Annotated in this window: 23 protein-coding genes; 17 read left to right on the top strand and 6 right to left on the bottom strand. The window is 58.2% G+C overall.

Annotated elements, in window-relative coordinates; all coding sequences use genetic code 11:
- The first annotated feature begins 1 nt into the window (after window position 1).
- Window positions 2-1,291 (top strand): histidine--tRNA ligase, encoded by a 1,290-nt coding sequence (gene hisS, locus ACLI1M_RS06610; protein ID WP_411706478.1) that lies wholly within the window; start codon window positions 2-4, stop codon window positions 1,289-1,291.
- Between the two features lie 26 nt (window positions 1,292-1,317).
- Here hisS and ACLI1M_RS06605 read toward each other — a convergent pair whose 3' ends face one another.
- From ACLI1M_RS06605 to ACLI1M_RS06585, 5 genes are all read right to left on the bottom strand, one after another.
- Window positions 1,318-1,893, bottom strand: coding sequence for a TetR/AcrR family transcriptional regulator (locus ACLI1M_RS06605; RefSeq protein ID WP_023021447.1), 576 nt, complete (start codon window positions 1,891-1,893; stop codon window positions 1,318-1,320).
- A gap of 10 nt (window positions 1,894-1,903) precedes the next feature.
- Window positions 1,904-3,313 carry an L-serine ammonia-lyase gene (locus tag ACLI1M_RS06600; protein WP_023027859.1) on the bottom strand — a complete coding sequence of 470 codons (1,410 nt, stop codon included), beginning with the start codon at window positions 3,311-3,313 and terminating at the stop codon, window positions 1,904-1,906.
- Between the two features lie 176 nt (window positions 3,314-3,489).
- Window positions 3,490-4,149: an FMN reductase gene (locus ACLI1M_RS06595; protein WP_239204073.1), complete on the bottom strand. Its 660-nt coding sequence runs from the start codon at window positions 4,147-4,149 to the stop codon at window positions 3,490-3,492.
- Window positions 4,150-4,151: 2 nt separating this feature from the next.
- The gene (locus tag ACLI1M_RS06590; protein WP_023021450.1) at window positions 4,152-5,264 is read right to left on the bottom strand and encodes an LLM class flavin-dependent oxidoreductase; all 1,113 of its coding nucleotides are present in this window, start codon (window positions 5,262-5,264) and stop codon (window positions 4,152-4,154) included.
- A gap of 717 nt (window positions 5,265-5,981) precedes the next feature.
- On the bottom strand, window positions 5,982-6,860 hold the full coding sequence (locus ACLI1M_RS06585; RefSeq protein WP_239207640.1) for a neutral zinc metallopeptidase: 879 nt from the start codon (window positions 6,858-6,860) through the stop codon (window positions 5,982-5,984).
- 249 nt (window positions 6,861-7,109) lie between these two features.
- Here ACLI1M_RS06585 and aspS point away from each other — a divergent pair, with 249 nt between their 5' ends.
- The 13 genes from aspS to ACLI1M_RS06520 all read left to right on the top strand — a co-directional run bounded on the left by aspS (window position 7,110) and on the right by ACLI1M_RS06520 (window position 22,272).
- Window positions 7,110-8,942 (top strand): aspartate--tRNA ligase, encoded by a 1,833-nt coding sequence (gene aspS, locus ACLI1M_RS06580; RefSeq protein ID WP_411706477.1) that lies wholly within the window; start codon window positions 7,110-7,112, stop codon window positions 8,940-8,942.
- A gap of 124 nt (window positions 8,943-9,066) precedes the next feature.
- A complete protein-coding gene (locus ACLI1M_RS06575; protein WP_200287431.1) occupies window positions 9,067-10,281 on the top strand; it encodes a phosphotransferase in 1,215 nt (404 codons plus the stop codon).
- A gap of 43 nt (window positions 10,282-10,324) precedes the next feature.
- Window positions 10,325-11,716: a replication-associated recombination protein A gene (locus tag ACLI1M_RS06570; RefSeq protein ID WP_411706476.1), complete on the top strand. Its 1,392-nt coding sequence runs from the start codon at window positions 10,325-10,327 to the stop codon at window positions 11,714-11,716.
- Between the two features lie 101 nt (window positions 11,717-11,817).
- A complete protein-coding gene (alaS, locus tag ACLI1M_RS06565; protein ID WP_411706475.1) occupies window positions 11,818-14,502 on the top strand; it encodes an alanine--tRNA ligase in 2,685 nt (894 codons plus the stop codon).
- 10 nt (window positions 14,503-14,512) lie between these two features.
- Window positions 14,513-15,064: a Holliday junction resolvase RuvX gene (ruvX, locus tag ACLI1M_RS06560; protein WP_023021457.1), complete on the top strand. Its 552-nt coding sequence runs from the start codon at window positions 14,513-14,515 to the stop codon at window positions 15,062-15,064.
- Window positions 15,065-15,102: 38 nt separating this feature from the next.
- A complete protein-coding gene (gene mltG / locus ACLI1M_RS06555; protein WP_301715783.1) occupies window positions 15,103-16,296 on the top strand; it encodes an endolytic transglycosylase MltG in 1,194 nt (397 codons plus the stop codon).
- Window positions 16,297-16,325: 29 nt separating this feature from the next.
- Window positions 16,326-17,153 carry a shikimate dehydrogenase gene (locus tag ACLI1M_RS06550; protein ID WP_259824612.1) on the top strand — a complete coding sequence of 276 codons (828 nt, stop codon included), beginning with the start codon at window positions 16,326-16,328 and terminating at the stop codon, window positions 17,151-17,153.
- Window positions 17,154-17,266: 113 nt separating this feature from the next.
- On the top strand, window positions 17,267-17,659 hold the full coding sequence (locus ACLI1M_RS06545; protein ID WP_239204059.1) for a prepilin peptidase: 393 nt from the start codon (window positions 17,267-17,269) through the stop codon (window positions 17,657-17,659).
- A 68-nt stretch (window positions 17,660-17,727) separates the two neighbouring features.
- Window positions 17,728-18,939: a chorismate synthase gene (gene aroC / locus ACLI1M_RS06540; protein WP_301715716.1), complete on the top strand. Its 1,212-nt coding sequence runs from the start codon at window positions 17,728-17,730 to the stop codon at window positions 18,937-18,939.
- A 3-nt stretch (window positions 18,940-18,942) separates the two neighbouring features.
- The gene (locus tag ACLI1M_RS06535; protein WP_023021461.1) at window positions 18,943-19,479 is read left to right on the top strand and encodes a shikimate kinase; all 537 of its coding nucleotides are present in this window, start codon (window positions 18,943-18,945) and stop codon (window positions 19,477-19,479) included.
- A 64-nt stretch (window positions 19,480-19,543) separates the two neighbouring features.
- Window positions 19,544-20,614 carry a 3-dehydroquinate synthase gene (gene aroB, locus ACLI1M_RS06530; RefSeq protein WP_301732024.1) on the top strand — a complete coding sequence of 357 codons (1,071 nt, stop codon included), beginning with the start codon at window positions 19,544-19,546 and terminating at the stop codon, window positions 20,612-20,614.
- Between the two features lie 3 nt (window positions 20,615-20,617).
- Window positions 20,618-21,046 (top strand): type II 3-dehydroquinate dehydratase, encoded by a 429-nt coding sequence (gene aroQ, locus ACLI1M_RS06525; protein ID WP_023021463.1) that lies wholly within the window; start codon window positions 20,618-20,620, stop codon window positions 21,044-21,046.
- Window positions 21,047-21,165: 119 nt separating this feature from the next.
- Window positions 21,166-22,272: an aminopeptidase P family protein gene (locus ACLI1M_RS06520; protein ID WP_248098498.1), complete on the top strand. Its 1,107-nt coding sequence runs from the start codon at window positions 21,166-21,168 to the stop codon at window positions 22,270-22,272.
- Here ACLI1M_RS06520 and ACLI1M_RS06515 read toward each other — a convergent pair.
- Window positions 22,269-23,165 carry a GDSL-type esterase/lipase family protein gene (locus tag ACLI1M_RS06515; RefSeq protein WP_239207649.1) on the bottom strand — a complete coding sequence of 299 codons (897 nt, stop codon included), beginning with the start codon at window positions 23,163-23,165 and terminating at the stop codon, window positions 22,269-22,271. The two genes, ACLI1M_RS06520 and ACLI1M_RS06515, sit on opposite strands and share 4 nt — an antisense overlap.
- A gap of 263 nt (window positions 23,166-23,428) precedes the next feature.
- Here ACLI1M_RS06515 and efp point away from each other — a divergent pair, with 263 nt between their 5' ends.
- From efp to ACLI1M_RS06500, 3 genes are all read left to right on the top strand, one after another.
- Window positions 23,429-23,992 (top strand): elongation factor P, encoded by a 564-nt coding sequence (gene efp, locus ACLI1M_RS06510; protein ID WP_023021466.1) that lies wholly within the window; start codon window positions 23,429-23,431, stop codon window positions 23,990-23,992.
- Between the two features lie 11 nt (window positions 23,993-24,003).
- The gene (nusB, locus tag ACLI1M_RS06505) at window positions 24,004-24,633 is read left to right on the top strand and encodes a transcription antitermination factor NusB (RefSeq protein ID WP_248098494.1); all 630 of its coding nucleotides are present in this window, start codon (window positions 24,004-24,006) and stop codon (window positions 24,631-24,633) included.
- Between the two features lie 109 nt (window positions 24,634-24,742).
- Window positions 24,743-25,594 carry a PPK2 family polyphosphate kinase gene (locus tag ACLI1M_RS06500; protein WP_248098483.1) on the top strand — a complete coding sequence of 284 codons (852 nt, stop codon included), beginning with the start codon at window positions 24,743-24,745 and terminating at the stop codon, window positions 25,592-25,594.
- The last annotated feature ends 35 nt before the right edge of the window (window positions 25,595-25,629 follow it).

The following is a 25,629-nucleotide window of genomic DNA, read 5'->3' as shown; positions in this document are numbered from 1 at the left end:
CGTGAGTAATAAAAAGCAGTTTCAGGCCCTGTCCGCTCCTAAAGGTGTCCCAGACTATTTCCCACCGCAGTCGGCCGCATTCTATAAGGTGCGCCAGACCATGGTGGAGCAGGCACATCTCTCCGGCTTCCAGCACATTGAGCTGCCCATTTTTGAAGACACCGCACTCTTTGCTCGTGGCGTAGGCGAGTCCACCGACGTGGTATCTAAAGAGATGTACACCTTCGCCGATCGCGGTGACCGCTCCGTTACTTTGCGCCCAGAGGGCACCGCCGGCGTGATGCGTTCTGTCATCGAGCACAACTTGGACCGTGGCCAACTGCCCGTGAAGCTTAACTATTTTGGTCCGTTCTTCCGCTACGAACGCCCGCAAGCCGGCCGCTACCGCCAGCTCCAGCAGGTGGGCGTGGAGGCAATTGGTGTCGACGATCCCGCGCTAGACGCCGAGGTCATTGCTTTGGCAGACCGTTCCTTTCGCCCGCTGGGGCTCAGCGGCTTCCGCCTCGAGCTCACCAGCTTAGGCGATCGCAATTGCCGCCCGGCTTACCGGGAGAAGCTGCAGGAGTTCCTCTTTAAGCTCGATTTGGATGAAGAGACCCGCCACCGTGCTGAGATCAATCCTCTGCGTGTGCTGGATGATAAGCGTCCGGAGGTCCAAGAGCAGCTTGTCGATGCCCCCTTGATGCTCGACCACCTTAATGCGGAATGCCGCGAGCATTTCGAGACCGTAACCGGCATGTTGGATGATATGGGCGTAGCTTATGAGATTAATCCGCGCATGGTGCGCGGACTGGATTACTACACTAAGACCTGCTTCGAGTTCGTCCACGACGGCCTTGGTGCGCAGTCAGGTATCGGTGGCGGTGGACGCTACGACGGACTGATGGCCCAGCTAGGAGGCCAAGACCTATCCGGCATCGGCTATGGCTTGGGCGTCGACCGCGCCCTGCTGGCTCTTGAAGCCGAGGGCATCACCCTAGAAGGCGTAGATTCTCGCGTGGACGTCTTTGGCGTGGCGCTGGGTGCCTCTGCAAAGCGCACCATGACCACTCTTATCAATGATCTCCGCAAAGCCGGCATTTCCGCGGATATGTCTTTTGGAGACCGTGGCCTCAAGGGCGCGATGAAGGGTGCGGACCGCGCAGGTGCGCGCTTCGCTCTGGTACTGGGCGAGCAGGAGCTAGAAAACGGCACCGTTGCGCTCAAGGACCTAGCCGCGCACGAGCAGCACGACGTCAATGTCTCTGACCTAGTTTCCGTCCTTACACGCGAAATGCACGGCGAGGCTTAAGTTTCTGTAGCTGGTGGGCATCGCGCTTAGGCGCGGTGCCCTCTTTTAATGCCCGCCAGGTAAAGATCAATAATCTTTTCTTGCAGGTCGGGTTGGTAGGCCTCAACATCGACCTCGCGGGGCCGCGCCAGACTCAGGAGTCCCACAATGAATTCGAGGTGGGTGACTCCGGGTCCGATCTCGCCGTGCTGTTGCCCAAGCTCAATAAACCTGCGCCCATTGCTCTCCAAGAGATCACGCTGAGCGGTTAGCTCGGGGCTCAGAGAATCCAAATCCTGGGGGATGAAGGCAGGGATAAGGGTATTAAGCTCCATGGTAAGGATATGGGTGGCATAGGCGCGGACATAATCATTGCCGGAATGCTTAGGATCCTCAAAGTCAGCGATGAGACGCTGTTGGAACCTCGCAAAGGCATCGCCCATATATTCTGCGCAAGCGCGGATAAGGCTCGCGCGGTTAGGGAAGTTGCGATAGACGGTGGCTACACTCACCCCGGCCTGTGCGGCTACCTTATCCAAAGCGACATTATCGCCGTGGGATCGGAATAACTGACACGCCGCGGCAATAATAGCTGTGCGGCGGTGAAGGGCATCTGCGCGCATGGAGTCTGTTTTAGCACTCCACCTGGGACACACTAAAGCCCATGGTCTTAGCCAATCCGCCCAGGGAGGTTTCCTTGTATTTGGAGAGCATATCGCGGCCGGTCTCTGCCATAGTTTGCACTGCATTATCCAAGGTCACATGATGAGTGCCTTCGCCCATCTTGGCCATGCGTGCGGCATTGATGGATTTAACCGCACCGATCGCATTGCGTTCGATGCACGGAATCTGCACCAATCCGCCAACTGGGTCGCAGGTCAGGCCCAAGTTATGCTCCAATGCGATCTCCGCGGCATTTTCTACCTGCGCCGGAGTAGCGCCGAGCAGCTCTGCCATACCCGCAGCGGCCATAGCGGAGGCGGAACCTACCTCGCCTTGGCAGCCCACCTCAGCTCCCGAGATGGACGCATTTTCTTTGATGATCATGCCGATAGCACCGGCGGTCAATAGGTAGCGCCGGGCGGTAGAACGGGTGAAGTCTGCGCGGAAATCGCGCGCGTAATGCAGTACCGCTGGAATGATGCCGCACGCACCATTGGTCGGTGCGGTAATGACGCGGCCACCGGCCGCGTTTTGCTCATTGACTGCGAGGGCATAGAGGTTAACCCACTCCATGGCGGAGAAACCGCAGCTGGTGTCATCCTGATTTTCCAGCAACTGGGCGTACATCTTTGGGGCGCGACGCGGCACACGCAACCCTCCCGGTAGTAGGCCCTTGGTGGAAATACCTTCGGTCACACACTCCCGCATGATGTCCCAGACCAGATCAAGGTGCCGCAAAACGAATTCGGCGCCGCCCTCGTCACGGTGCAAGGCTTCTTCGTTGGCTAGCACAATCTCCCAGATTGCCTTGTCATGAGCCTCGCACAGATTGAGCAATTCTTCGCCCGTGGTGAAATGATAAGGAACGGTGTCATCAACCTGCGCTGCGGCTACGCCAGCGGGCACCTCATTGCTTTCGGCGACTTCTGCATCAAGCTCGGAGCGAGAGAGAATAAAGCCGCCGCCGACAGAAAAGTACTCTTCTTTTTCTGCGATGAGGTTGCCACTTTCGTCCCAAGCACTAAAAATCATGCCATTGGGGTGTTGAGGAAGTGGCTCGTTATCAAAGACGATCTCATAGTCCACCGTGCCGCGGGGGCCAGAAATGGATCCTTCACTGGGGATAAATCCACCTGCGTGCGGCTCGGCGTCGATAGGCACGCTCAGTGGATCCCAGCCAGCGAGACCGAGGATGACCGCGCGGTCAGAGGCATGCCCGCGGCCAGTGGCGGAAAGAGAACCACGCAACTCGGTATACACCTTCGCCGGGTGCTTCTCGAGGGAATCGAGGAATTGCTTAGCCGCGCGCATAGGCCCAACGGTGTGCGAAGAGGACGGGCCGATGCCGATGGAGAAGATGTCCGTGACGCTAATTGTCATAGTTAAGCTGTGCCGAACCTTTCTGGGTGGATATGTGTTTGGCTCCTAGGGGCTTTTCTCGTATCAAGGGGCAAAGCCGGAAGCGAGGGGAGAGGCAAATTTTCTGTGCCCAGCGTAGCGAAAGTCACACCTTCTATCAATCGCCGCCTATGCGAAGTACCGACCGCGCCTGTGGCCTAGTCGCCGTATCCATTCAGGAGCTTTCCCAAGGGGATGAAGTTCTCCTTGGCTAGCCGCACAGTAGAGTGGCCACCCAACCCCTCCAGCTCGCCAGCGATTCCAGACACCCTGTCCCTGGGGGCAACCATTTGGTCAGCTAACTGAATGGCAGAGCGTTCAATGCGGGTGACAATGCGTTCTCCTTCTGGAGTGCCCAAGTCTTCCGCAGCCTGAAAAACTCCCGTTGGCACGATATTTGCGTGGAGTTGATTAAACAGTGGGCGAAGCGCGTAATCCAAAATTAGGGAGTGGCGCGAAGAACCAGCTGTAGCTGCGATAATGGTGGGAAGATCGTCTAGTGCATGGGGCTTCAAGGTATCAAAAAACATCTTGAAGAGGCCTGAGTAGCTTCCCTGAAATACAGGGGTGACGGCAATAAGTCCATCGGCCTGAGCAATGCACTCTTGGGCCCGGGCCAACTCCGGCGTCGACGCAGTCCGATCTGTCATGGCAGTAGCTAGTTCGAAAGCCAGATCGCGAATCTCAATGACGTCGATCTGGGTCCCTTCACCGCGCGCGGAGATTTTGGCGCGGGTAGCCTCTGCAAGCATGTCTGCCAGCCGGCGAGAGGAAGACGGTTGCGATAAGCCAGCTGAAATAACGAGTAGGGAGCGCATAACTAGTGTTCCTTTCCAGGGCTGACCTGCAGGTGAGAAGAATTGGGCTCAGCGAGCAAGCTAGCGTGCGTCGGCGGGTGAGAAGGAACGTGGCTGGGACGGCGTTGTTCAAAGCGTCGTCGCAGCTCGGGGACTACTTGGGTGCCAAGGATTTCTATCTGCTCGAGGACTACTTCTTGCGGTAGCCCGGCATGATCGATGAGGAAAAGCTGACGCTGGTAGTCCCCGGCCCAGTCAGCAAAACTGAGGGTCTTTTCAATTACTTGCTCCACGGTGCCAACGGTCAATGGGGTCTGGGCCGTGAATTCTTCGAGGCTGGGGCCGTGTCCATAGACCGGGGCATTGTCGAAGTAGGGGCGGAAGAAATCTTTAGCCTCTTGCTCGGTATCGCCGATAAAGACCTGGCCACCAAGGCCTACAATCGCTTGGTCCGCTTGGCCGTGGCCGTAGCTTGCAAAACGACGGCGGTAGAGATCTACCATCTGAGCAGTGTGTTCCTTATTCCAAAAGATATTGTTATGGAAGAAACCATCGCCGTAATAAGCAGCTTGCTCGGCAATTTGCGGCGAACGAATTGAGCCGTGCCAGACAAAGGGTGGAATTCCATCCAGCGGCGCCGGGGTGGCGGTAAACCCTTCCAAGCCTGTGCGGAACTTTCCTTGCCAATTAACAACTGGCTCGCGCCAGAGCCTGCGCAGCAGGTGATAATTTTCAATAGCCAAGGAAATGCCCTGCTGGATATCCTTGCCAAACCACGGATAGACCGGGCCCGTATTTCCGCGGCCCAGCATGAGGTCTACTCGTCCTTGTGCAAGGTGCTGCAGGAAGGCATAGTCCTCTGCGATCTTGACCGGGTCATTTGTAGTAATAAGAGTCGTTGCAGTCGAGAGCTGCAAGCGCTTAGTCTGCGCGGCGATATAGGCCAAGTGCGTGGTAGGTGAGGACGGCACGAAGGGCGGGTTGTGGTGCTCGCCGGTGGCAAAGACATCAAGGCCTACCTCCTCGGCCTTGAGTGCAATCTCCGTTAAGTTGCGGATGCGCTCGGCCTCAGAGGGAGTTTTTCCTGAGTTGGGGTCAGTGGTTAAATCCCCGATACTGAAGATGCCGAATTGCATGGTTACCTTTCTCTGCGGTGCCCAGGGGTAAAAGACGCAGTGTGAACGGCTGGCGAATCATTCCCATTCTAGGGCATCCATTAGTACCGGTAGGTCCGCCGGTGCAACCAACCACAGCGGAGTCTCATTTACTTTGCCGTGTTCTGTGATGACGGCTGCGCACGGGCGGTTCCCCAGGCTATCGGTTTCTGATGGGCAATCCATCGGTTCCTGCACACTTACCGTGCGGGCCAGAAAGATGGCGCGATCGCTGGGCTCTTGATACCTCGCTCTATCCGCACTGTCGGCGGCATCGAGTTTGTGCTTATCGCTGAAATCCGCGGCGACCCATCGATGCGGCTGCAGGACGCGAAGGGTCTCGGGAGGGGACACCACTATGTCCCGGAGGGTGGAAATCTGCTGTACCACTGCTGCGTGCGGCTGAGCGATGAGCTCTGATTTGTAATAGCGGGCGTGGGAAAGGAGTTCTTTGCGTTCACAATGGAGCGCAGGGTTTTAAGGTCATGAAAGCGACCAAGAATGCACTAGCTCGGTGAATGGTGATAGGTGCCAGTGTGGAGAAAGGTGGAAAGGGAGGGCGTCGCCAAGCGCGGAGTGCTTGCAGCGCCCTGGGATAGGGATAAGAAAATCCGCTAGCCCCGGCACAGTCGGTATGGCTAGCGGAGGTGGCGAGTCGGTCTTGGCTCTTAGAGGATAGGCGGCGGCCAAAAGTAGTTTTTAGCCGCGGTAAGCGCCGCGCTCCAAGGTGTCGCACTGGGACATCTTGCCGGAGTTATAGCCAGCGAGGAATGCCTTCTCGCGTTGTTCAGAAGAGCCATGGGTCCAGGAGTCAGGCTGGACCTGGCCGCCGGAACGGCGTTGAATATTGTCATCGCCCACCGCTTGGGCAGCGGCGACAGCATCCGAGACCTGTTCTTTGGTAATGGGCTCTAGCAAGGGGTTGTCACCCTTGTCGGCGTAGGAGGCCCACAGCCCGGCGTAGCAGTCAGCCTGCAGCTCGATCTTTACGGCGTTGGAATCGGCGCCGGGGTTGTTATAGTCCGACAAGCCGAGGGTGCCCTCCAGGTTTTGAATGTGGTGGCCAAACTCGTGGGCCACGATGTACATGCGGGCCAAAGGGGCATTTTCCGCGCCGAAATTGCGCAGGGAATCAAAGAACTCGGTATCGAAGTAGGCGGACTCATCGCGTGGGCAATAGAAGGGGCCGGTAGAAGAGGATGCCGCGCCGCATCCGGTATTAACGCCACCGTGGAAGACCACGCGCTCCGGTTCGGTGTATTGGATATTTGCCTGTTCTGGCAGCACCTTGGACCAAACGTTGTCCACGCTGCGGCCGGTGAACTCTACCAGGCATTCATCTTTGGTATTGCCATCTTCTGCAGTTTTGCATTCTGGGCTATCGCCCTGCGCGGCGCCATCGGACTGAGACTGTTCGTTGCCTAAAATCGCGCCCAAGTCTGAGGGGTTACCGCCAAGTAGGAAGAAAAGGCCAAGCAAAACAATCGAGCCGACGCCACCGCCGATGGCGATGCCACCGCCGCCGCCACCGGAACGAGCTTCCTTGCCGCCGAAATCGGCACCAGATCTAAAAGTCATGTCTAAATAGTGCCACATGGCCCCCTTAAAACACAGGATGAAGATGGGTACACAAGGGGGCAAGGAAACAGGGGGAGGAAGCAACCTTTTCCGCTTTCGGGGCGGTGCTGCGTCTACCTTACTACGCTGCATGTACCGGTAGGGATGTAGGATTGTGCACGTTCCTAGTCTTGTGCTTGGTTTGGCGCGCGCTGTTTACGCGTGGCGGGACCCGCAAGTGACACAATTTTCAGAAGGGATTGAACAACAGTGCTGCGTACCCACTTAGCTGGTGAGCTCCGCAAAGAACTCGCAGGAGAGACCGTCACCCTAACCGGTTGGGTTTCCCGCCGCCGCGATCACGGTGGTGTGATATTCATTGACCTGCGCGATCGCTCTGGCATCGCCCAGGTTGTCTTCCGTGAATCTGACGTGGCAGAACGCGCCCACGACCTGCGCTCCGAATACTGCGTGAAGGTTACCGGTACCGTAGAGCCACGCCCGGAAGGCTCTGAGAACCCCAACCTGCCGTCCGGCGAGATTGAGGTCAATGTCGCGGATCTCGAGGTGCTCAATAAATCTGCAGCGCTGCCGTTCCAGGTTGATGATCCTTCGACCTCGGGTGAGGTAGGCGAGGAGACTCGCTTGAAGTACCGCTACTTGGACCTGCGCCGTGAGCGCCAGGCGAAGGCCCTGCGCCTGCGTTCTGCTGCTAACCGTGCAGCCCGCAAGGTGCTGGATTCTCATGACTTTGCAGAAATTGAGACTCCGACCTTGACTCGTTCCACCCCGGAGGGTGCGCGTGACTTCCTGGTGCCGGCGCGCTTGAAGCCAGGCACGTGGTACGCACTGCCACAGTCCCCGCAGCTGTTCAAGCAGCTGCTCATGGTCGCTGGCATGGAGCGCTACTACCAGATTGCTCGTTGCTACCGCGATGAGGATTTCCGCGCCGACCGCCAGCCGGAGTTTACGCAGCTGGACGTGGAGATGTCCTTTGTAGACCAGGACGATGTCATCGCCTTGGCAGAAGAGATCGTTACCGAGCTGTGGAAGCTCATTGGCTACGAGATTAAGACTCCTATCCCGCGCATGACCTACGCTGATGCGATGAAGTACTACGGCTCTGATAAGCCAGACCTGCGCTTCGACATCAAGATTGTAGAGTGCACCGAGTTCTTTAAGGACACCACCTTCCGCGTCTTCCAGAATGAATACGTGGGCGCTGTGGTTATGGAGGGCGGCGCCTCCCAGCCGCGCCGTCAGTTTGATGCTTGGCAGGACTGGGCTAAGCAGCGCGGTGCGAAGGGCTTGGCTTATATCACCGTGGGTGAGGACGGCACATTGGGCGGCCCGGTAGCTAAGAACATTACCGACGCCGAGCGCGAGGGCATCGCCGAGCACGTCGGCGCCAAGCCAGGCGATGCCATCTTCTTTGCCGCTGGCGACACCGAGTCTTCACGTGCCCTGCTGGGTGCTGCGCGCGGCGAGATTGCAAAGAAGCTGGACCTTATCAAGGAAGGCGACTGGGCCTTTACGTGGGTTGTTGATGCCCCGCTCTTCGAGCCTTCTGCCGATGCAACCGCTTCCGGTGACGTCGCTTTGGGTCACTCCAAGTGGACCGCGGTCCACCATGCCTTCACCTCCCCGAAGCCGGAGTGGATTGATTCCTTTGACCAGAACCCGGGCGAGGCTACCGCCTACGCTTATGACATTGTCTGCAACGGCAATGAGATTGGCGGCGGTTCCATCCGTATCCACCAGGAAGACGTGCAAAAGCGCGTCTTTGATGTCATGGGAATTGGGGACGAGGAAGCTCAGGAGAAGTTTGGCTTCCTGCTCGATGCCTTCTCTTATGGCGCCCCGCCACACGGCGGCATCGCCTTTGGCTGGGACCGCATTGTCTCCCTGCTGGGCGGCTTCGACTCCATCCGCGACGTCATTGCGTTCCCGAAGTCCGGCGGCGGCGTAGACCCGCTTACCGACGCCCCTGCGCCAATCCCTGCCGCACAGCGCAAGGAAACCGGCGTAGACTACAAGCCGGAAAAGAAGAAGGAACAGGACAAGGCCGGTTCCACTGCGGGAGAGACTGCTGAGGAGAAATAAGCAGATAGCTTGAACCTCAGCCGCTGAGGCACACCGTGCGGGGCACATCGTAGGCCGTGGCCATTTTCGCTGCGGGCGAACTTGTGGCCCCGCTTTGGTGTGAGGGGGCATACTGGATAGAACTATGGATGAAAACGATACTGTGCTATCGCCCGAGGACGTCATCAAGGCCGCCTCGGAGATGTTGTCGCGCCGTTTTGGTGGCACCCCGGAGATGTCGAGCGTCGAGCGCTTGGATGGCTCCGGCAATGCAATGGTCTTGCGCGCAAGGATTGCCCCCGGCGCCTTCCTGCCTCACCGTTCGGTAGTCATTAAATACAACCCGGTTACAGGCTATGGCGTTGATGATGCCGCAATGCTGCGTGAGGTTGTGGCTTATCAATTTACTACCGCGCTATCTGAAGATGTGCGCCCCGGCCCGGTGCTCCTCGCCCATGATTTAGATAAGCGCATTATCGTTTTGACGGACTTGGGAGAGGGCGAAACGCTTGCCGATGTCCTGGTTCAGTCCACCGATGCCGACCGCGTCCGAGTGCTGCGCTCGCTGGGCAGCGCACTGGGCCACATGCATGCGGGGACCGCCGGGCATGAGCAGGATTATGAAACCTTGCTTAGCCGCATGTTGCGCAAGAACCCGGAATTGGCCCCGCACCAATCCGTGCGTGATGAGGCATTGGAAGGCTCCATCGGAATCGGCCTTGATTTGCTGGATACGGCGGGGCTCGAAGCCCCCGAAAGCTTCCGTGAGCTAGCTAGTCAAGCAGCCAGGTCTTTGGCCTCCGGCAAGGACCGGGCCTTTACCCCCTTTGACCTTTCTCCAGATAATATTATCGTCTCGCAGCACCTGCACTTCTTGGATTATGAATGGGCGGGGTTCCGCAATGTAGGCTTCGACGTGGCCTGCGTTATTGCCGGTTTCCCACAATTCCTCTTCTCTAAGCCGATTACGGACGAGGAGGCAGATATTTTTATCTCCGCCTGGTCTCGTGCGGTAGCAGACGTGTGGCCGTTGTTTTCTGATCCGGAAGAGATCCATGGACTCATCGTGGCTTCACTTATCGGCTGGGCGCTGTCGAGCGTGACCACCATGCAAGCAGGCGGCATTGAAGGGCTGGTGGCCTTGGTCAGGGGAGAAGCCGAGGTCTTCCACGATCCGCAGCATTCGATCTTGCGCCCGGCCGATCACGGGCCGTTTACGGAAGATGAATTGCTGGTACGCCGCGATCTGTACGAAACCTTTGAGGCGCTGTCGCGCTATGCCGCGCGCTGCGACGGCCCCGCCTGCGCACCCATCGCAGAGTTTGGCAGCGCAATTGCGCGTCGCTTGGATGATGAATAGATAACTTTGATGTGCCCGCACACTGCTAGGAGGTAGGTTTTTAGTGTCTCAAGACTCACTCTTTGGCGGGCCCACTCCCGGGGACAATGCCGCGTCTTTGCCTGGGAAGAACCTCTTTGCCACCCACGCAGGATCGCCGCTGGCGGCGCGCATGCGCCCGCAGAGCTTGGATGAAGTGGTCGGACAAGACCACCTTTTGGCTCCTGGCAAGCCATTGCGCCGCCTAGTGGAAGGCTCAGGGGAGGCCTCTGTCATTTTGTATGGCCCGCCAGGTACTGGCAAGACCACGATTGCCTCTCTTATTGCGAGCCAGATGGGGCAGAATTTTGTGGGTCTATCCGCGCTCGATTCGGGCGTGAAGCACGTCCGCGAGGTCATCACCCACGCCCGGCAAGAGCTCATTCACGGGCGCCGGACGGTGCTTTTTATCGATGAGGTACATCGATTTTCTAAAACCCAACAGGATGCGCTGCTCGCGGCCGTGGAAAACCGCACCGTACTGCTCGTGGCGGCGACGACGGAAAATCCCTCATTTTCCGTTGTGGCGCCGCTCCTGTCGCGCTCGCTGCTTTTGCAGCTGCATTCGCTAAGCGACGACGACCTAAGGGGCGTCGCCAAACGCGCGCTAGAAAGCGATCGAGGCTTGGGCGAGCGCAAGATTCGGATCGCCGACGAGGCCTTGGAGCAGCTAGTTCTTTTGGCCGGCGGTGATGCGCGGCGCACATTGACCTACCTGGAGGCGGCGGCCGAGGCGGTCGCCGACGGCGGGGAAATTACCGCACAGACGGTCACAGACAACGTCAATAAGGCGGTCGTGCGCTATGACCGCGACGGCGACCAACACTACGATGTGGTCTCTGCGTTTATTAAATCCATTCGTGGTTCCGATGTTGATGCTGCGCTGCACTATCTAGCCCGCATGGTGGAAGCGGGAGAGGATCCGCGCTTTATAGCGCGCAGGCTCATAGTGCATGCCTCCGAAGACATCGGTATGGCCGATCCCACTGCGCTCCAGGTAGCTGTGGCGGCGGCCGAGGCCGCACAGCTCATCGGAATGCCGGAGGCGAGAATTCCCTTGGCGCAGGCCACCATCCATCTGGCCACCGCGCCGAAGTCTCCATCAGTAATCTCCGCCATCACGCAGGCCCAGGCAGATGTGGCCGCCGGCAAGGTGGGCCACGTGCCGGCGCATCTGCGCGATGGACACTACGAGGGCGCAAAGCGGATGGGAAATGCTGTGGGCTATGTTTACCCCCACGATGATCCCCGCGGCGTAGTAGAACAGCAATACCTGCCCGATGAGTTGGAAGGCTCCGTATATTATGAACCCACCGATCATGGAGCTGAAAAGCGCGTTTATGACTATATAGGCCGCTTGCGCAGCATTATTCGCGGCAAGCGTTCTCTCGGTAAAAACGCTCGCCGGCCGCGCTGATACCTACCCAAGGGAAATTGCGGTGCGGCGAAGGGTAAAGTTGGGCGGGTTAGAAACTTCTCGATAGAAGATGAAAGCTCATACAGTTAGGATTGTTGCTCGTGAAGACTCATGAGATCCGGGAACGGTTTACCCAGCACTTCGTCAATTCTGGTCACGAGGCGGTACCAAGTGCCTCGCTGATCCTGGATGACCCTAACCTGCTTTTCGTAAACGCGGGCATGGTTCCATTCAAGCCCTACTTCCTGGGCCAGCAGAATCCGCCCTTTGCCAAGGGGCTAGCCACCTCTATTCAGAAGTGCGTGCGCACCCTTGATATTGAAGAGGTGGGCATTACCACCCGCCACAACACCTTCTTCCAGATGGCCGGAAACTTCTCCTTTGGCCAGTACTTCAAGGAAGGCGCCATCACCAATGCCTGGACCTTGCTTACCCGCTCCGTTGTGGAGGGCGGTTTTGGTTTAGACCCAGAACGCTTGTGGGTGACGGTGTACCTGGATGATGATGAGGCCGCCGAAATCTGGCGCGATAAGATTGGCGTTCCTGAAGAGCGCATTCAGCGCCTCGGCATGGAGGATAACTACTGGTCCATGGGTATCCCTGGACCATGTGGCCCGTGCTCCGAGATTTATTTCGATCGCGGTCCTGAGTACGGCAAGGACGGCGGACCCATTGCCGATGATAACCGCTACATGGAGATCTGGAACTTGGTCTTCATGCAAAACGAACGCGGCGAGGGCATTGGTAAGGGCAATTTTGAAATCGTTGGCGAGCTGCCCAAGAAGAACATCGATACTGGCCTTGGCATCGAGCGCGTGGCCTGCATTTTGCAGGGCGTAGACAACGTCTACGAAACAGACCTGCTGCGTCCAGTCATTGACGTAGCTGAGGAACTTACCGGTGCCACCTACGGCGATAAAGCCTCTCAGGAAGACAATATCCGCTTCCGAGTGGTAGCGGACCACTCCCGCACCGGCATGATGCTCATCTTGGATGGCGTAACCCCGGGCAATGAGGGCCGCGGATATATCCTGCGTCGCCTGCTGCGCCGCATTATCCGTTCCGCCAAGCTGCTGGGCGCTACCGGTGCCACCATGGAGCGCTTCATGAACACGGTCATGGATACCATGACTCCGTCTTATCCGGAGATTGCGGACAACCGTGAGCGCATTCTGCGCGTGGCCGTCAACGAAGAAAAGGCCTTCCTCAAGACTCTGGAGTCCGGAACCCGCCTCTTCGACGATGCCGTGCAGGAGCTCAAGTCCACCTCTCGCGCGAAGACCGCAAAGGTCCTGCCTGGTGAGAAGGCCTTTGAGTTGCACGATACCTATGGTTTCCCCATCGACTTGACGCTGGAAATGGCCCAGGAAGCGGGCCTTGAGGTGGACATGGATGGCTTCAACGATGCCATGGGTGAGCAGCGCCGCCGCGCCAAGGCCGATAACCAGGCCAAGAAGCACGGGCACACTGACCTTTCCCTCTACCGCGACTGGGTAGACAATAACCCCACCGTCTTCACCGGCTACGAGGAGCTTACTTCCGACGCCCGCGTGATCGGCCTTGTCCGCGGCGGAGAAAAGGTCGATGAAGTCCACGAGGGTGAAGAGGTCGAGGTCATTTTGGACCACACCCCACTTTATGCCGAGGCGGGCGGCCAGATGGCTGATCGCGGGCGCATTGTGGCCGGCGAGTCCTTGCTGGAGGTCAATGACGTCCAAAAGATTGGCAAGAAGCTGTGGGTCCACAAAGCCACGGTTACGGCTGGCGGCCTAGACCTGGGCATGTCGGTTGAGGCGGGCGTCGACGAGCAGTGGCGCCACGGCGCTACCCAGGCTCACTCTGCTACGCACCTCATTCACGCCGCACTGCGCCAGGTGCTTGGCCCCACCGCGGTACAGGCTGGTTCTATGAACCGCCCGGGTTACCTACGGTTTGACTTCAACTACACCGAACAGCTCAGCCAGGCCCAGCTGGAAGAAATTGCCTTGATTACCAACCAGGCAATTGACTCCAATTTTGCCGTCAACACCATCGAGACCTCCTTGGAAGAGGCTAAGGCCATGGGCGCCATGGCGCTCTTTGGTGAGAACTACGGCAAGGAAGTCCGCGTGGTAGAAATCGGCGGACCGTTCTCCATCGAGCTATGCGGCGGTACCCACGTGGGATCCTCCGCTGAAATCGGCCCGGTTTCCGTGCTGGGTGAATCTTCCGTAGGCTCTGGCGCTCGCCGCATTGAGGCTTACTCCGGTATGGATGCCTTCCGTTACTACTCCAAGGAAACCGCATTGGTGGAAGGAGTCTCCCGCGAGCTTAAGGTACAGACCGAGGACCTGCCTGAGCGCATTGCTCAGCTATCTGAGAAGCTCAAGGCAGCAGAAAAGGAAATCGAAACCCTGCGCAAGCAGCAGCTGGCTGCGCGTGCCTCCGAGTTTGTCGGCGCCGCCAAGGACATCAATGGTTTCAAGGCTATTGCGCTGACGTTGCCGGATGGAACCACCGGTGGGGACCTGCGCACCGTGGCTATGGACCTGCGTAACCGCCTGCGCGAGGAAGAAGCCGTCATCGTCTTGGGCGCCCAGGACAAGGGCAAGTTCCCGTTCATCGTGGCAGCCACCGACAAGGCCGTCGAACGCGGTGTGAAGTCCGGGGACGTCGTCAAGCAATTTGGCCAGTACGTTGATGGCCGCGGCGGCGGTAAGCCGGACATGGCCCAGGGCTCCGGTTCTTCAGCTGCAGGTGCAGAGCGCGGCTTTGCCGCCGTCGAGGATATGCTCGAGTCCCTGTAGGAGTTCGAACGTGGCACAAGTGGAACCAGATATCCCCGGGGTTGATGATCCGGGGCAGGGCCGCCGGCTCGCGCTTGACGTCGGTACTGTGCGCATCGGCGTAGCAGTGTCCAATAGGGAAGCAACGCTTGCCACCCCAGTGGAGACCGTTCACCGCGAAACCGGGTTTAAGGACCGCGATAAGGGTGATATCGACCGGATCCTAGAATTGATTGATTTTTATGAGGCGGTCGAGGTCATCGTGGGGCTGCCACGAGATTTGCAGGGAAATGGCTCAAAAAGCGTAAAACATGCTAAAGAAATTGCGTTTCGGATCCGCCGTCGGTTGAATCGAAATGCAAATATGGATAAAGTTCCACCACCAGTACGTTTGGCTGATGAGCGTTTGACTACCGTGGCAGCGACCACCGCGCTGCGCGCGTCAGGCGTGTCCGAGAAGAAGGGCCGTAAAGTCATCGACCAAGCAGCAGCGGTGGAGATATTGCAGACATGGTTGGACGGGCGTGCAAACGCTCTCCGTCCAAGGGATGCAATAGATCAGCCTTCAAACTCAGGAGACTAAAACAAGTGAGCCGTAATCAAGAACGTCTCGGTCGATCGATGGAGCCGAAACACGTCAAGCGCCGCCAGCGCGGCATTGCCGTTATCATTGCGTCGATCATCGTTATCCTTGGTGCCCTTATCTACATCGGATTCCGTCTCGGCAATACCTCTGCCGATTATGAGGGAACCGGCAACGGTACCACCCAGCTGGTGGAGGTGCCGGAAGGCTCGTCGATGTCCGAGCTCGGTCCTGCACTGGTGGAAAAGAATGTGGTCAAGACCCAAGACGCCTTTGACTCTGCTGCGTCTATGAACCATAGCGCAAGCCAAATCCAACCTGGCTTCTACCGTCTGCAGGAAGAGATGAGTGCCAACGCCGCGGTAGAGGCGCTATTGGATAAGAATAACCGCGTCGACATGCTCGAAGTCCAAGGCGGCGCAACCTTGGAGGACGTCAAGGTTGTTGGTGGAGACGTTCGTTATGGCATCTACTCCTTGATTTCTGAGGTCAGCTGCAACGATGGCAACTGCCTGAAGAAGGAAGACTTAGAAAAGGTCGCTGCGGAAACTGATCCTGCTGAGCTGGGTGCGCCACAGTGGGCACTCGAGGCCATCAACAAGCGCGGCAACGATCCTAAGCGCATTGAGGGCCTTATCGCTCCAGGCCAGTACGTCCTGGACCCCAATATGGAGGCCAAGGATATTTTGAAGGACCTCATTACCCGCTCTACCAAGCGCTACAACGAGACCAAGATCGAAGAACGCGCCCAGGCTATCGGTCTGAGCCCTTATGAGCTGCTTACTTCCGCATCCCTAGTGGAGCGCGAGGCGCCAGCAGGTGAGTTCGACAAGGTCGCCCGCGTCATCCTCAACCGTCTGGACGAGCCGATGCGCTTGGAGTTTGACTCCACCGTGAACTATGGCTTGGAAGACGTTGAGCTGGCCACCACCGATAAGGCCCGTGAGGAGAAGACTCCGTGGAATACCTACGCAAAGGAGGGCCTGCCGGATACCCCGATTTCTTCTCCTTCGGATGATGCAATCAAGGCCATGGAGCAGCCTGCTGAGGGCAATTGGAAGTTCTTTGTCACCGTGGACGAAGAAGGCACCACCGTCTTCTCCGATACCTACGATGAGCACTTGGGCCGCGTTGATGACGCCATCCGCTCCGGCGTGCTTGACTCCAAGCGCGAAGGGGAGGGCGCTGGTTCCGGCAACGGCGACGCCGCTGCCGAGCAGCCCGCCAAATAAAGTCGCAAAACCACGAAGAGGTAGAACCGATGCCACGTGCGGCAGTCCTTGGTAGCCCCATCGAGCACTCACTGTCTCCGGTGCTCCACAATGCTGGCTACGAGGCTGCCGGGCTCGAAGGTTGGGACTACACCCGCTTTGAAACGGCTGCGGAGGGCTTGCCGGATCTGGTGAGGGGGAGTACCCCTGAGTTCGTAGGGTTCTCCGTCACCATGCCGGGTAAGTTCGCCGCCCTCCGCTTTGCGGATACCGTAAGCGAGCGCGCACAGCTGATAGGTTCCGCAAACACCCTGGTGCGTAAAGAAGAAGGGTGGTTTGCAGACAATACCGACACCGAAGGCGTGCGTGGCGCGCTCATAGAACTTTTGGGGGATTCCCCCGCACGGCACGCGATGCTCATTGGAGCTGGGGGCACAGCGCGTCCAGCTTTGTGGGCGCTGGCTGAGCGCGGAGTGTCTACCGTCACCGTGCTCAATCGCTCGGACCGTAGCGCCGAGCTACGGCCACTTGCCCAAGAGCTGGGACTGGAGCTTTCTTTCACCGGTTTCGATGGTGACCTATCTGCACTGTCTCGCGCAGCCGATGTCATTGTATCCACCGTTCCCGCCGCTGCGGTGGAGGACTGCGTCTTCGACATCGCCCACGCACCGGTGCTCGACGTCATTTATGATCCCTGGCCCACGCCGCTGACCACGTGCGCGGCGGCCAACGGGTACAAGTCCGTCGGCGGACATGTCATGCTCGCATATCAAGCATTTAGCCAGTTCGAGCAATTTACCGGGGTGGCCGCACCGCGGGAAGAGATGCTAAATGCATTGAATGAGGAATTGCAGCGGCGGTCGCAAACTGTCAAATAAAACGAGGCCTGGACAAGTGCGGGCTATCCTTCGCGTCTGGCTCACGCTGCACAATTCGCCCTCTGAGTGGAAGCCTCGAGCGCTAGGCGGTACCTCGCTTTACTCTAAGTCCCGTGTTGATCTTTGGGGGAATTGTTTATTGCCTTTGGGCCGCGGCACTGTCTTGGTGGGACTTTCGGCATCGCCGCTTGCCCGACTGGTTGACGCTGCCAGCCGCTGCGTTGTCACTTGTACTTGCCAACTGGGGCGGGCTGTGGTGGCCGGGGATATATCTCGTGCTTGGGCTGGCCCATACAGGGGTGGGCGGCGGCGATATTAAGCTGGCCGTGCCCTTAGGGATGCTGGTAGGGCATGCTGCTGGGTTCATAGGGGTGGTGGCGGCGAGCGGCTGCGCGTCCCTGTTAACGTTCGTCTGGTCTGTGTGTGCTGGGCAGAAAGAAAGCGCGCATGGCCCCGCGATGTTATTGGCGGCGGCACTCGTCGTGGCTTGTGTTTACCCTTTTTGAGGGGGTGGAAGAATATATTGCGGGGCCAAGTTCATACCGGATTGGCCTCATCGTGCGATAATACCCGCATGCTTCGTTGGACTACTGCAGGTGAATCCCACGGCCAGGCTCTTATTTCTCTGCTGGAGCACATGCCCGCCGGGGTCCCAATTACCCGCGCCGATATTTCGCATCAGCTTTCCCGGCGCCGCCTTGGCTACGGCCGTGGCGCCCGCATGAAGTTTGAGGCTGATGAGGTTACCGTGCTGGGCGGAGTCCGCCACGGGCTGACTCTGGGTAGCCCTATTGCCATAATGATTGGCAATACGGAGTGGCCGAAGTGGACCACCATCATGTCGGCCGATCCACTGGATATGGACGATGAAGAAAATATACAGGCCATGAATTCTGGACGAGGTGCAGCCCTGACTAGGCCGCGTCCAGGCCACGCGGATTTTGCCGGAATGGTGAAATACCGCCATAGTGAAGCGCGCCCCATTCTAGAGCGTTCCTCCGCGCGTGAGACTGCAGCGCGTGTGGCTGCCGCTACCGTCGCGCGCAACTTCCTGCGCGAGACCCTCGGCATCGAGGTACTCTCCCACGTCATTTCTATTGGGGCTTCTGAGCCTTATGAGGGCCCTGCGCCGGCGTTCGCGGACATCGAGGCTATCGATGATTCACCCGTGCGCGCCTGTGATAAGGAGGCAGAGGCCTCCATGATTGCAGAAATCGAAACCGCCAAGAAACAAGGCGATACCTTGGGCGGCATCGTCGAAGTCGTGGTAGATGGCCTGCCTATTGGACTGGGCTCGCACATTTCCGGCGATGACCGTTTGGATGCGCAATTAGCCAGCGCTTTGATGGGCATTCAGGCTATCAAAGGAGTGGAAATCGGTGATGGCTTCGCAGAGGCTCGTCGGCGCGGCTCCGCTGCTCACGATGAAATGGTGCGTACCGCTGAGGGCGTTTCCCGCCTCACCAATCGCGCAGGTGGCCTCGAAGGCGGCATGACTAATGGGCAGCAGCTTCGTGTGCGGGCGGCGATGAAACCAATCTCTACCGTCCCGCGCGCATTGCGCACCATTGATATGGAATCCGGCGCCGAGGCAACTGCCATTCACCAGCGCTCCGATGTCTGCGCGGTTCCGGCGGCCGGCGTCGTAGCAGAAGCCATGGTTGCCCTTGTTCTTGCGCGCGCTGTGCTTGAGAAATTCGGCGGAGATAGCCTCGAAGAAACCTCTCAGGCTATTGCCGCGTATGATAGATACGTTTCGGACCGCCTTGCTTTTGACCAGGAGTAAGTTATGACCACCCCAACCGCCGTTACGGGCCAACCCCGACCACGCGTTGTTTTGGTTGGCCCGCCAGGCGCGGGTAAATCCACACTTGGCCGCCGCCTATCCCATGCCCTGAGCTGTGAATTTACTGACTCTGACCACCTTATTGAACAGGCACAAGCAAAGCCTTGCGGGGAAGTCTTTAGCGAGCTCGGTGAGCAGGACTTCCGTGCGCTTGAAGCGCAACACGTTGCGGCCGCGTTGCGTACCGATGGGGTCGTAAGTCTCGGCGGCGGGGCAGTGCTCACGGAGTCCACTCGTGACCTCCTGGAGCGGCACACGGTAATTTTTTTGGATATTTCCCCTGAAGAAGGAGCAAGGCGCACCTCCGGTGATAGCAATCGGCCGGTTCTTGCAGCCGCTGACCCCCTCGAACATTACCGAAACCTAGTGGACGTGCGGCGCCCGTATTACCAGGAGGTTGCCGATTATCGAGTGCGCACAGATACCCGAACCCCGCAGCAGGTAGTAGGCGATATTCTCGGTTTCCTCGATACCCTTTAGCTGCCCGCTGCGCTCGTACTTGTTCCTCGCCACACTGCCTCGGCGGCGAACGGAAAGGACCACCATGCCCACCATTGCCGTTAATGGACCGCAGCCTTATAAAGTTCGCATTGGCGCCGGTCTCAATGAAGACATCGCGCAGCGCTGCGCGGAGATTGGCGCTAGCCGGGCAGGCATTGTCTTCCAACCGCCGCTGCGCGCCGCCGCCGAGCACCTAGCGGAACTCGTTGGGACCCAGGGGGTCGTGCCCGTGCTCATTGAGGTTCCCGATGCTGAGGCGGCCAAGCAGCTCAGCGTCGTTGGCGGTGTATGGGACAAGCTGGGGGAGAACGGCTTTAACCGGCGTGACGTCATCATCGGCCTAGGCGGTGGTGCCACCACCGATATGGCGGGGTTTGTGGCGGCTGGGTGGATGCGTGGCATCAAGATTCTCCAGGTGCCTACCACGCTATTGGCCATGGTTGATGCCGCCGTGGGCGGCAAAACCGGCATCAATACGGCGGCCGGGAAGAATCTTGTCGGCGCCTTTCACGAGCCGAATTCCGTCTTTGTGGACCTAGACCGCCTTGACACCCTGCCTGCGGCGGAAATCGTTGCCGGTTCGGCAGAGATTATCAAAACTGGTTTCATCCATGACCCGGTAATTCTGGAACGCTATGAGGACAACCCTGGGGCCTGCGTGGACCCGCAGGGCTTCTTGCCAGAATTAATAGAGCGCTCCATTGCAGTAAAAGCCGCCGTGGTAAGCCAGGACTTGAAAGAGTCAGGTATGCGCGAAACGCTGAACTACGGCCACACCTTTGGCCATGCTGTGGAGCGCCATGAGAACTACGAATGGCGCCATGGCAACGCGGTGGCAGTGGGCATGATGTTTATCGCCCACCTGTCGCATTCCCGCGGCCTCATTGACGCTCAACTGGTGGAAAAGCACCGCCGGATCCTGCACAGCATTGGGCTTCCCACGCGGTATAAGGCAGGCCATTTCGCCGACCTGTATGAGGCCATGACCCATGATAAGAAGAATAGGGACGGAAAAATCCGGTTTGTGGCCTTGACCGGGGTGGGGGAGGCCACCCGCCTGGAAGGCCCTGACTTGGACGAGCTCGAGGCGGCCTACGCCGCGATTTCGGAGTAGAAGATGAAGATTATTGTTCTCAACGGCCCGAACTTAAACCGCTTGGGAAAGCGACAACCGGATGTCTACGGCTCAACCACCTTGGCCGATGTGGAGCGCATGATTGCCTCTCGTGCCGCCGAACACGGGGTAGAGGTGGAATGTTTTCAATCCAACCATGAGGGCGAGCTCATTGAGAAGGTACATGCCGCCGCGGATGCGGGCCATCCCGTGATTATCAACCCTGGCGGGTTTACCCATACCTCGGTGGCTTTGCGCGATGCCCTGGCTGAAGTGGCGGAGGGAGCCGGATTCGTTGAAGTACATATTTCCAATGTGCATGCGCGCGAGCCCTTCCGCCATCACTCCTACCTCAGTCCGATTGCCCGCGGTGTGATTGCTGGCTTGGGGGTCTTTGGTTACGTTGCGGCAGTGGACTACCTCTGCCAATAGAAGCGTCCCACTGGGCTTCGTGGCGTCCGGGCAGAAAGAAAACGGCCCGACCGCGGTGGCAAGGTCGATATACTGGGTGAATACTTTCAACACCGCAGTCAACCCAGGAGGATTAAATCATGGCTTTGGCAGATACCCGCTTTAGTGACCGGCGCCGCAAGCTTGCCGCGACACTAGCCAGCCAGCGCATCGATGCCGTTTTAGTAACCCACCTCACGCATGTGCGTTATCTTTCGGGGTTTTCCGGCTCCAATGGTGGTCTGCTCTTGCGCAAGGATCTTTCCGCGCAGGTTGCTACCGACGGCCGCTACACCACGCAGATTTCCCGCGAGGTCCCTGATCTGGAAGCTATTCAGGGGCGCGCTGTAGGTAAGGTGCTCCTGCAGCAATTCGCCGATGTGCAAGGACCGGTCCGCGTGGGCTTTGAGGCAGACTATCTGACGGTATCTGAATTGAAGGAACTTGAAGATTCGGCCCCAGAGTCAGTCACCTTGGTCCCTGTTACTGGCGTGATTGAAGACATTCGGCTGTTTAAAGACTCACTCGAGCTGGAAAAGCTGGAGGAAATTGCCGCGCTGGCTAATCAGGCGCTGGAGGATCTCCTGGCCGCAGGCGAGCTGCGTGCCGGCCGCACGGAGCGCCAGGTGGCTGCCGATTTGGAGTACCGGATGCGCATGCTCGGCTCGGAGCGGGTGAGCTTCGATACCATCGTCGCTTCCGGTCCCAATTCGGCCATGCCACACCATGGTGCGGACGATCGGGTCATCGAGGACGGAGATTTGGTGACCATCGACTTCGGTGCGCATCTGCGCGGGTTCAATTCCGATTGCACGCGCACTTACGTCGTGGGCGCGGCGAATGACTTTGCTAAGGAAATTTATGATGTGGTGCTACGCGCCCAGAAAGCGGGCGTGGCAGCGTCGGTGCCGGGCGCTAAGCTTGCCGACGTCGACGCAGCTTGCCGCGACATTATTTCCGCCGCCGGCTATGGCGAGTACTTTGTGCACTCGACTGGCCACGGAGTAGGCCTCGACGTACACGAGGCGCCCTTCGCCGCCCAGTCCGGGAAGGGCGAACTGGCCGCGGGCATGACCTTGACCATCGAGCCGGGCATTTACGTGCCTGGCAAGGGCGGTGTGCGCATTGAAGATACTCTTATCATTACCGATGGCGCGCCGAAGATCATCACCGCCGCGACGAAGGAGTTCATCGAGCTACCTGCCTAGTGGCTGAGCACCTTGGAGTTGAGCAGCTGGGCGACGTTGCGGTTGCCTAGGTGCGTGAGGTGGTTGAAAAGGTTGTGCGGTACGGAGTACTCCCACTTACCGGAAATCCAGCGCGTGCTATCCGGCGCACACATGCCATGGTTGATGGAATCGGCGCGTAGGTCGTAGTACTGGACACCGTTGGCACGTGCTGCCTTGTACATCGCGCTATTGACTTGGTCCTCGCCGGTGCGCACTAGGCCTGCATAATCCAGATTAAAACCGGCGTCGGTGGAACCCGGCGCAGACGTGCGTATTGGGCATACAGCGCCGTTACGGGCGGAGATGGCGGGATACCCTACCACGGTGATGTGCGCATGAGGCGCGGCCTGACGGACGCGCTGGATGGAACGCTTCATGCCGTCAAAATAAGGATTGGCGGAAGACAGCGATGGCCGCAAAATTTCCTGGAGGTCGTTGGCGCCGAACTGAATCAAAACATTCTTGGTCGCACCATTGAGATCGTTATTGGCAATGGCCCCGTTTATCTGCTCCTCGAAGTCCTTGCGGTGCGACTGGCCGGCGGCTTTCGCGGCAGAACAGGCGTAATTGGCTACGTGCTGGCCAGAAACCCGCTCCAGTTCGCGGCCTACATTGCTGTGACCCTGCGGGCAGCCCTGCGGGGAAGGTGCACCCGGGGTGTCTTCAATGCCATGGGTAGCAGACGAGAGAGCAGTGTCTGCTGCGGGGGACAGGCTGGAGGTTGTCCCGATCTGGCCATAGGTAGGGTTAGCGAAGATAGAATCGCCGAACATCACGGTTTGGGCATCCGCCGCCAATGCTTGGGGAGCGCTAAGTGCTGCTAAAGCTGCGCCAGTCACGGTAGCCACAGCAGAAAGCTTCTTGAAAGGCATCGCAAAAATCCTTGGTAGAAATGTGAAAAATTAATACGGCAAGACTGTACCGTACAGCCAGTTATCGTTGGATAAAAACCATTACGTGTCTGTTCTCCACCTGCTGCGTATGGTCACAAGCTGCGGAAGTTTCTCTTTTAGCCAAGATAGGGCAGAAGTGTGGGGCGGAAATGGGGGACCAGTAATACCCCGAAAGGCAGTTGTCCGGTAGGCTTGATCATTGTTTTCAACCTTTAGTCCACAATTTCGGGAGTTTAACCGCAATGGCTGATACTACTGATTTCAAGAACGGCCTCGTTCTGAAGATCGACAACAAACTGATGCAGATCGTTGAGTTCCAGCACGTAAAGCCGGGCAAGGGCCCAGCCTTCGTGCGTACCAAGCTTAAGGATGTTGTCTCCGGCAAGACCGTGGACAAGACCTGGAACGCAGGCGTGAAGGTAGAGACCGCTACCGTGGACCGCCGCGATATGACCTACCTCTACAACGATGGCACCAGCTACGTCGTCATGGATGAGAAGACCTTTGAGCAGTTCGAGCTCCCGCCGGAGAAGTTTGGCGATGCCGCTCGCTTCCTGCTGGAGAACATGCGCGTACAGGTTTCCTTCTACGAGGATGAGGCGCTGTTCGCAGAGCTGCCTATTTCCGTAGACCTCAAGGTCGAGCACACCGAGCCTGGCCTGCAGGGTGACCGTTCCTCCGGCGGCACTAAGCCTGCCACCTTGGAGACCGGCGCGGAGATCCAGGTTCCGCTGTTTATCGAGATCGGCAATGTTCTCAAGATCGATACCCGCACCGGTGAGTACCTTTCCCGCGTCAACAACTAGGGCATCTGGCTGTGTCTGATAACACCCCTAAGCGCGACATTAACTACAAGCGGCACACCGCGCGCTACCGCGCACGTCGCCGCGCCGCGGACATCCTATACGAGGCTGAGAATCGAGACATCGATCCCGTAGCCATCGTGGAGGACCGCATCGCATTGGCGCGCGAAGATCGCAATGCGGTAGCGCCGATTGCCGAGTACACCAAGGTCATTATCAAGGGAGCAGCGGAAGAGCTTGATGTCATCGATGAGACTATCGCTCGCTACCTTTCCGAGGACTGGGAGCTACACCGCATTCCTGCAGTAGATCGCGCTATCCTGCGCGTTTCGGTCTGGGAACTGCTCTTCAATCCGGATGTTCCTACTGCCACGGCTGTAGTAGAAGGCGTAGAAATCGCCTCTCAGTACTCCAATGAGCAGGCAGCACCGTATATCCACGCGGTATTGGACGATGTGGCCCAGTCCCGCTCCGCCGAAAGCCCAATGTCTGCAGAACACCAGGGCCTAGAAGAAGACGGGCACGATACTGCTGCGGCTGAAGACACGACGGACGCTGTACCCTCGGCCGAATCAGCAGAGACTGCGAGCAACACAGCCGCTACTGATGAGGATTCCGAAACAGTGGAAGGCTCGGCCCAGTAATACCGGCGAGTAGTAGCCGCGCCCTTTAGCGTGAGCCATTTTCCGTCCGCGGCTGGCTTGGTTGAAATACCAGGCTGGCTGCGGGCGGTATTTTTGTACCATGGCAGGCATGGGCAAATTCAAGATTCATGATGCACTGGGCCTGAGGGCAGGGAAGAATTTCCGCCTCGCTGATGTAGACCCTGCCGGCACGCCGGGGTTTAGCGGCTCTAAGAACGACCTTGCCGCTCGCTTTGCGCATTACGACGAAGAGCTTTATGAGCTACAAGAGCGTCTTTTTGCTAATGGCCGCGCACATGAAGAAAATGCGCCGTCATTGCTGGTGGTTTTGCAAGGCATGGATACCTCCGGCAAAGGCGGCGCCATTCGTAATGTCTTTTCGGCCTTTGACCCGCAGGGCACCAAAACTGTCGGCTTTGGTAAGCCGACAGAGGAGGAGCTGGAGCACGACTTTTTGTGGCGCATTCGCAAACATGACCCCGTGCCGGGCCAGATTGTGGCCTTCGACCGCTCCCATTATGAAGATGTGCTCATCCAGCGGGTGCATAAATGGGTAGACGAAGACGAAGTGGACCGCCGTTTTGCAGCCATCTGGGACTATGAGCAGGAACTTGCCGGCAAAAACGTCAAGATTTTAAAGATATTCCTGCATATCTCTCCACAGTTCCAAAAAGAAAACTTGCTGGAGCGCACCGAACGCGAGGACAAATATTGGAAATACGACCCATCCGATATTGAGGAGCGCGGATACTGGGACGAGTACATGGCTGCTTATGAAGATGCCATTCGCCGAACGGATGAGATCTGGGCACCGTGGTACGTCATCCCCACAGATAATAAGAAGTACGCCCGCATGGCATTGAAGTTCCTCATTGTCGACGCGCTGCGCCACCTAGAGCTATCGTGGCCCGCACCGGATTTTGATCCAGAAGAAGAACGCCAGCGCATTCTCGACGCCTAGAATCCGCCAGAAAATGTGCACAAGAAAAGCTCCCT

It is taken from the genome of Corynebacterium sp. LaCa54 (genome assembly GCF_046717495.1).
Lineage (GTDB): Bacteria > Actinomycetota > Actinomycetes > Mycobacteriales > Mycobacteriaceae > Corynebacterium > Corynebacterium kefirresidentii.
This window is presented reverse-complemented; position numbering and strand designations above follow the sequence as displayed.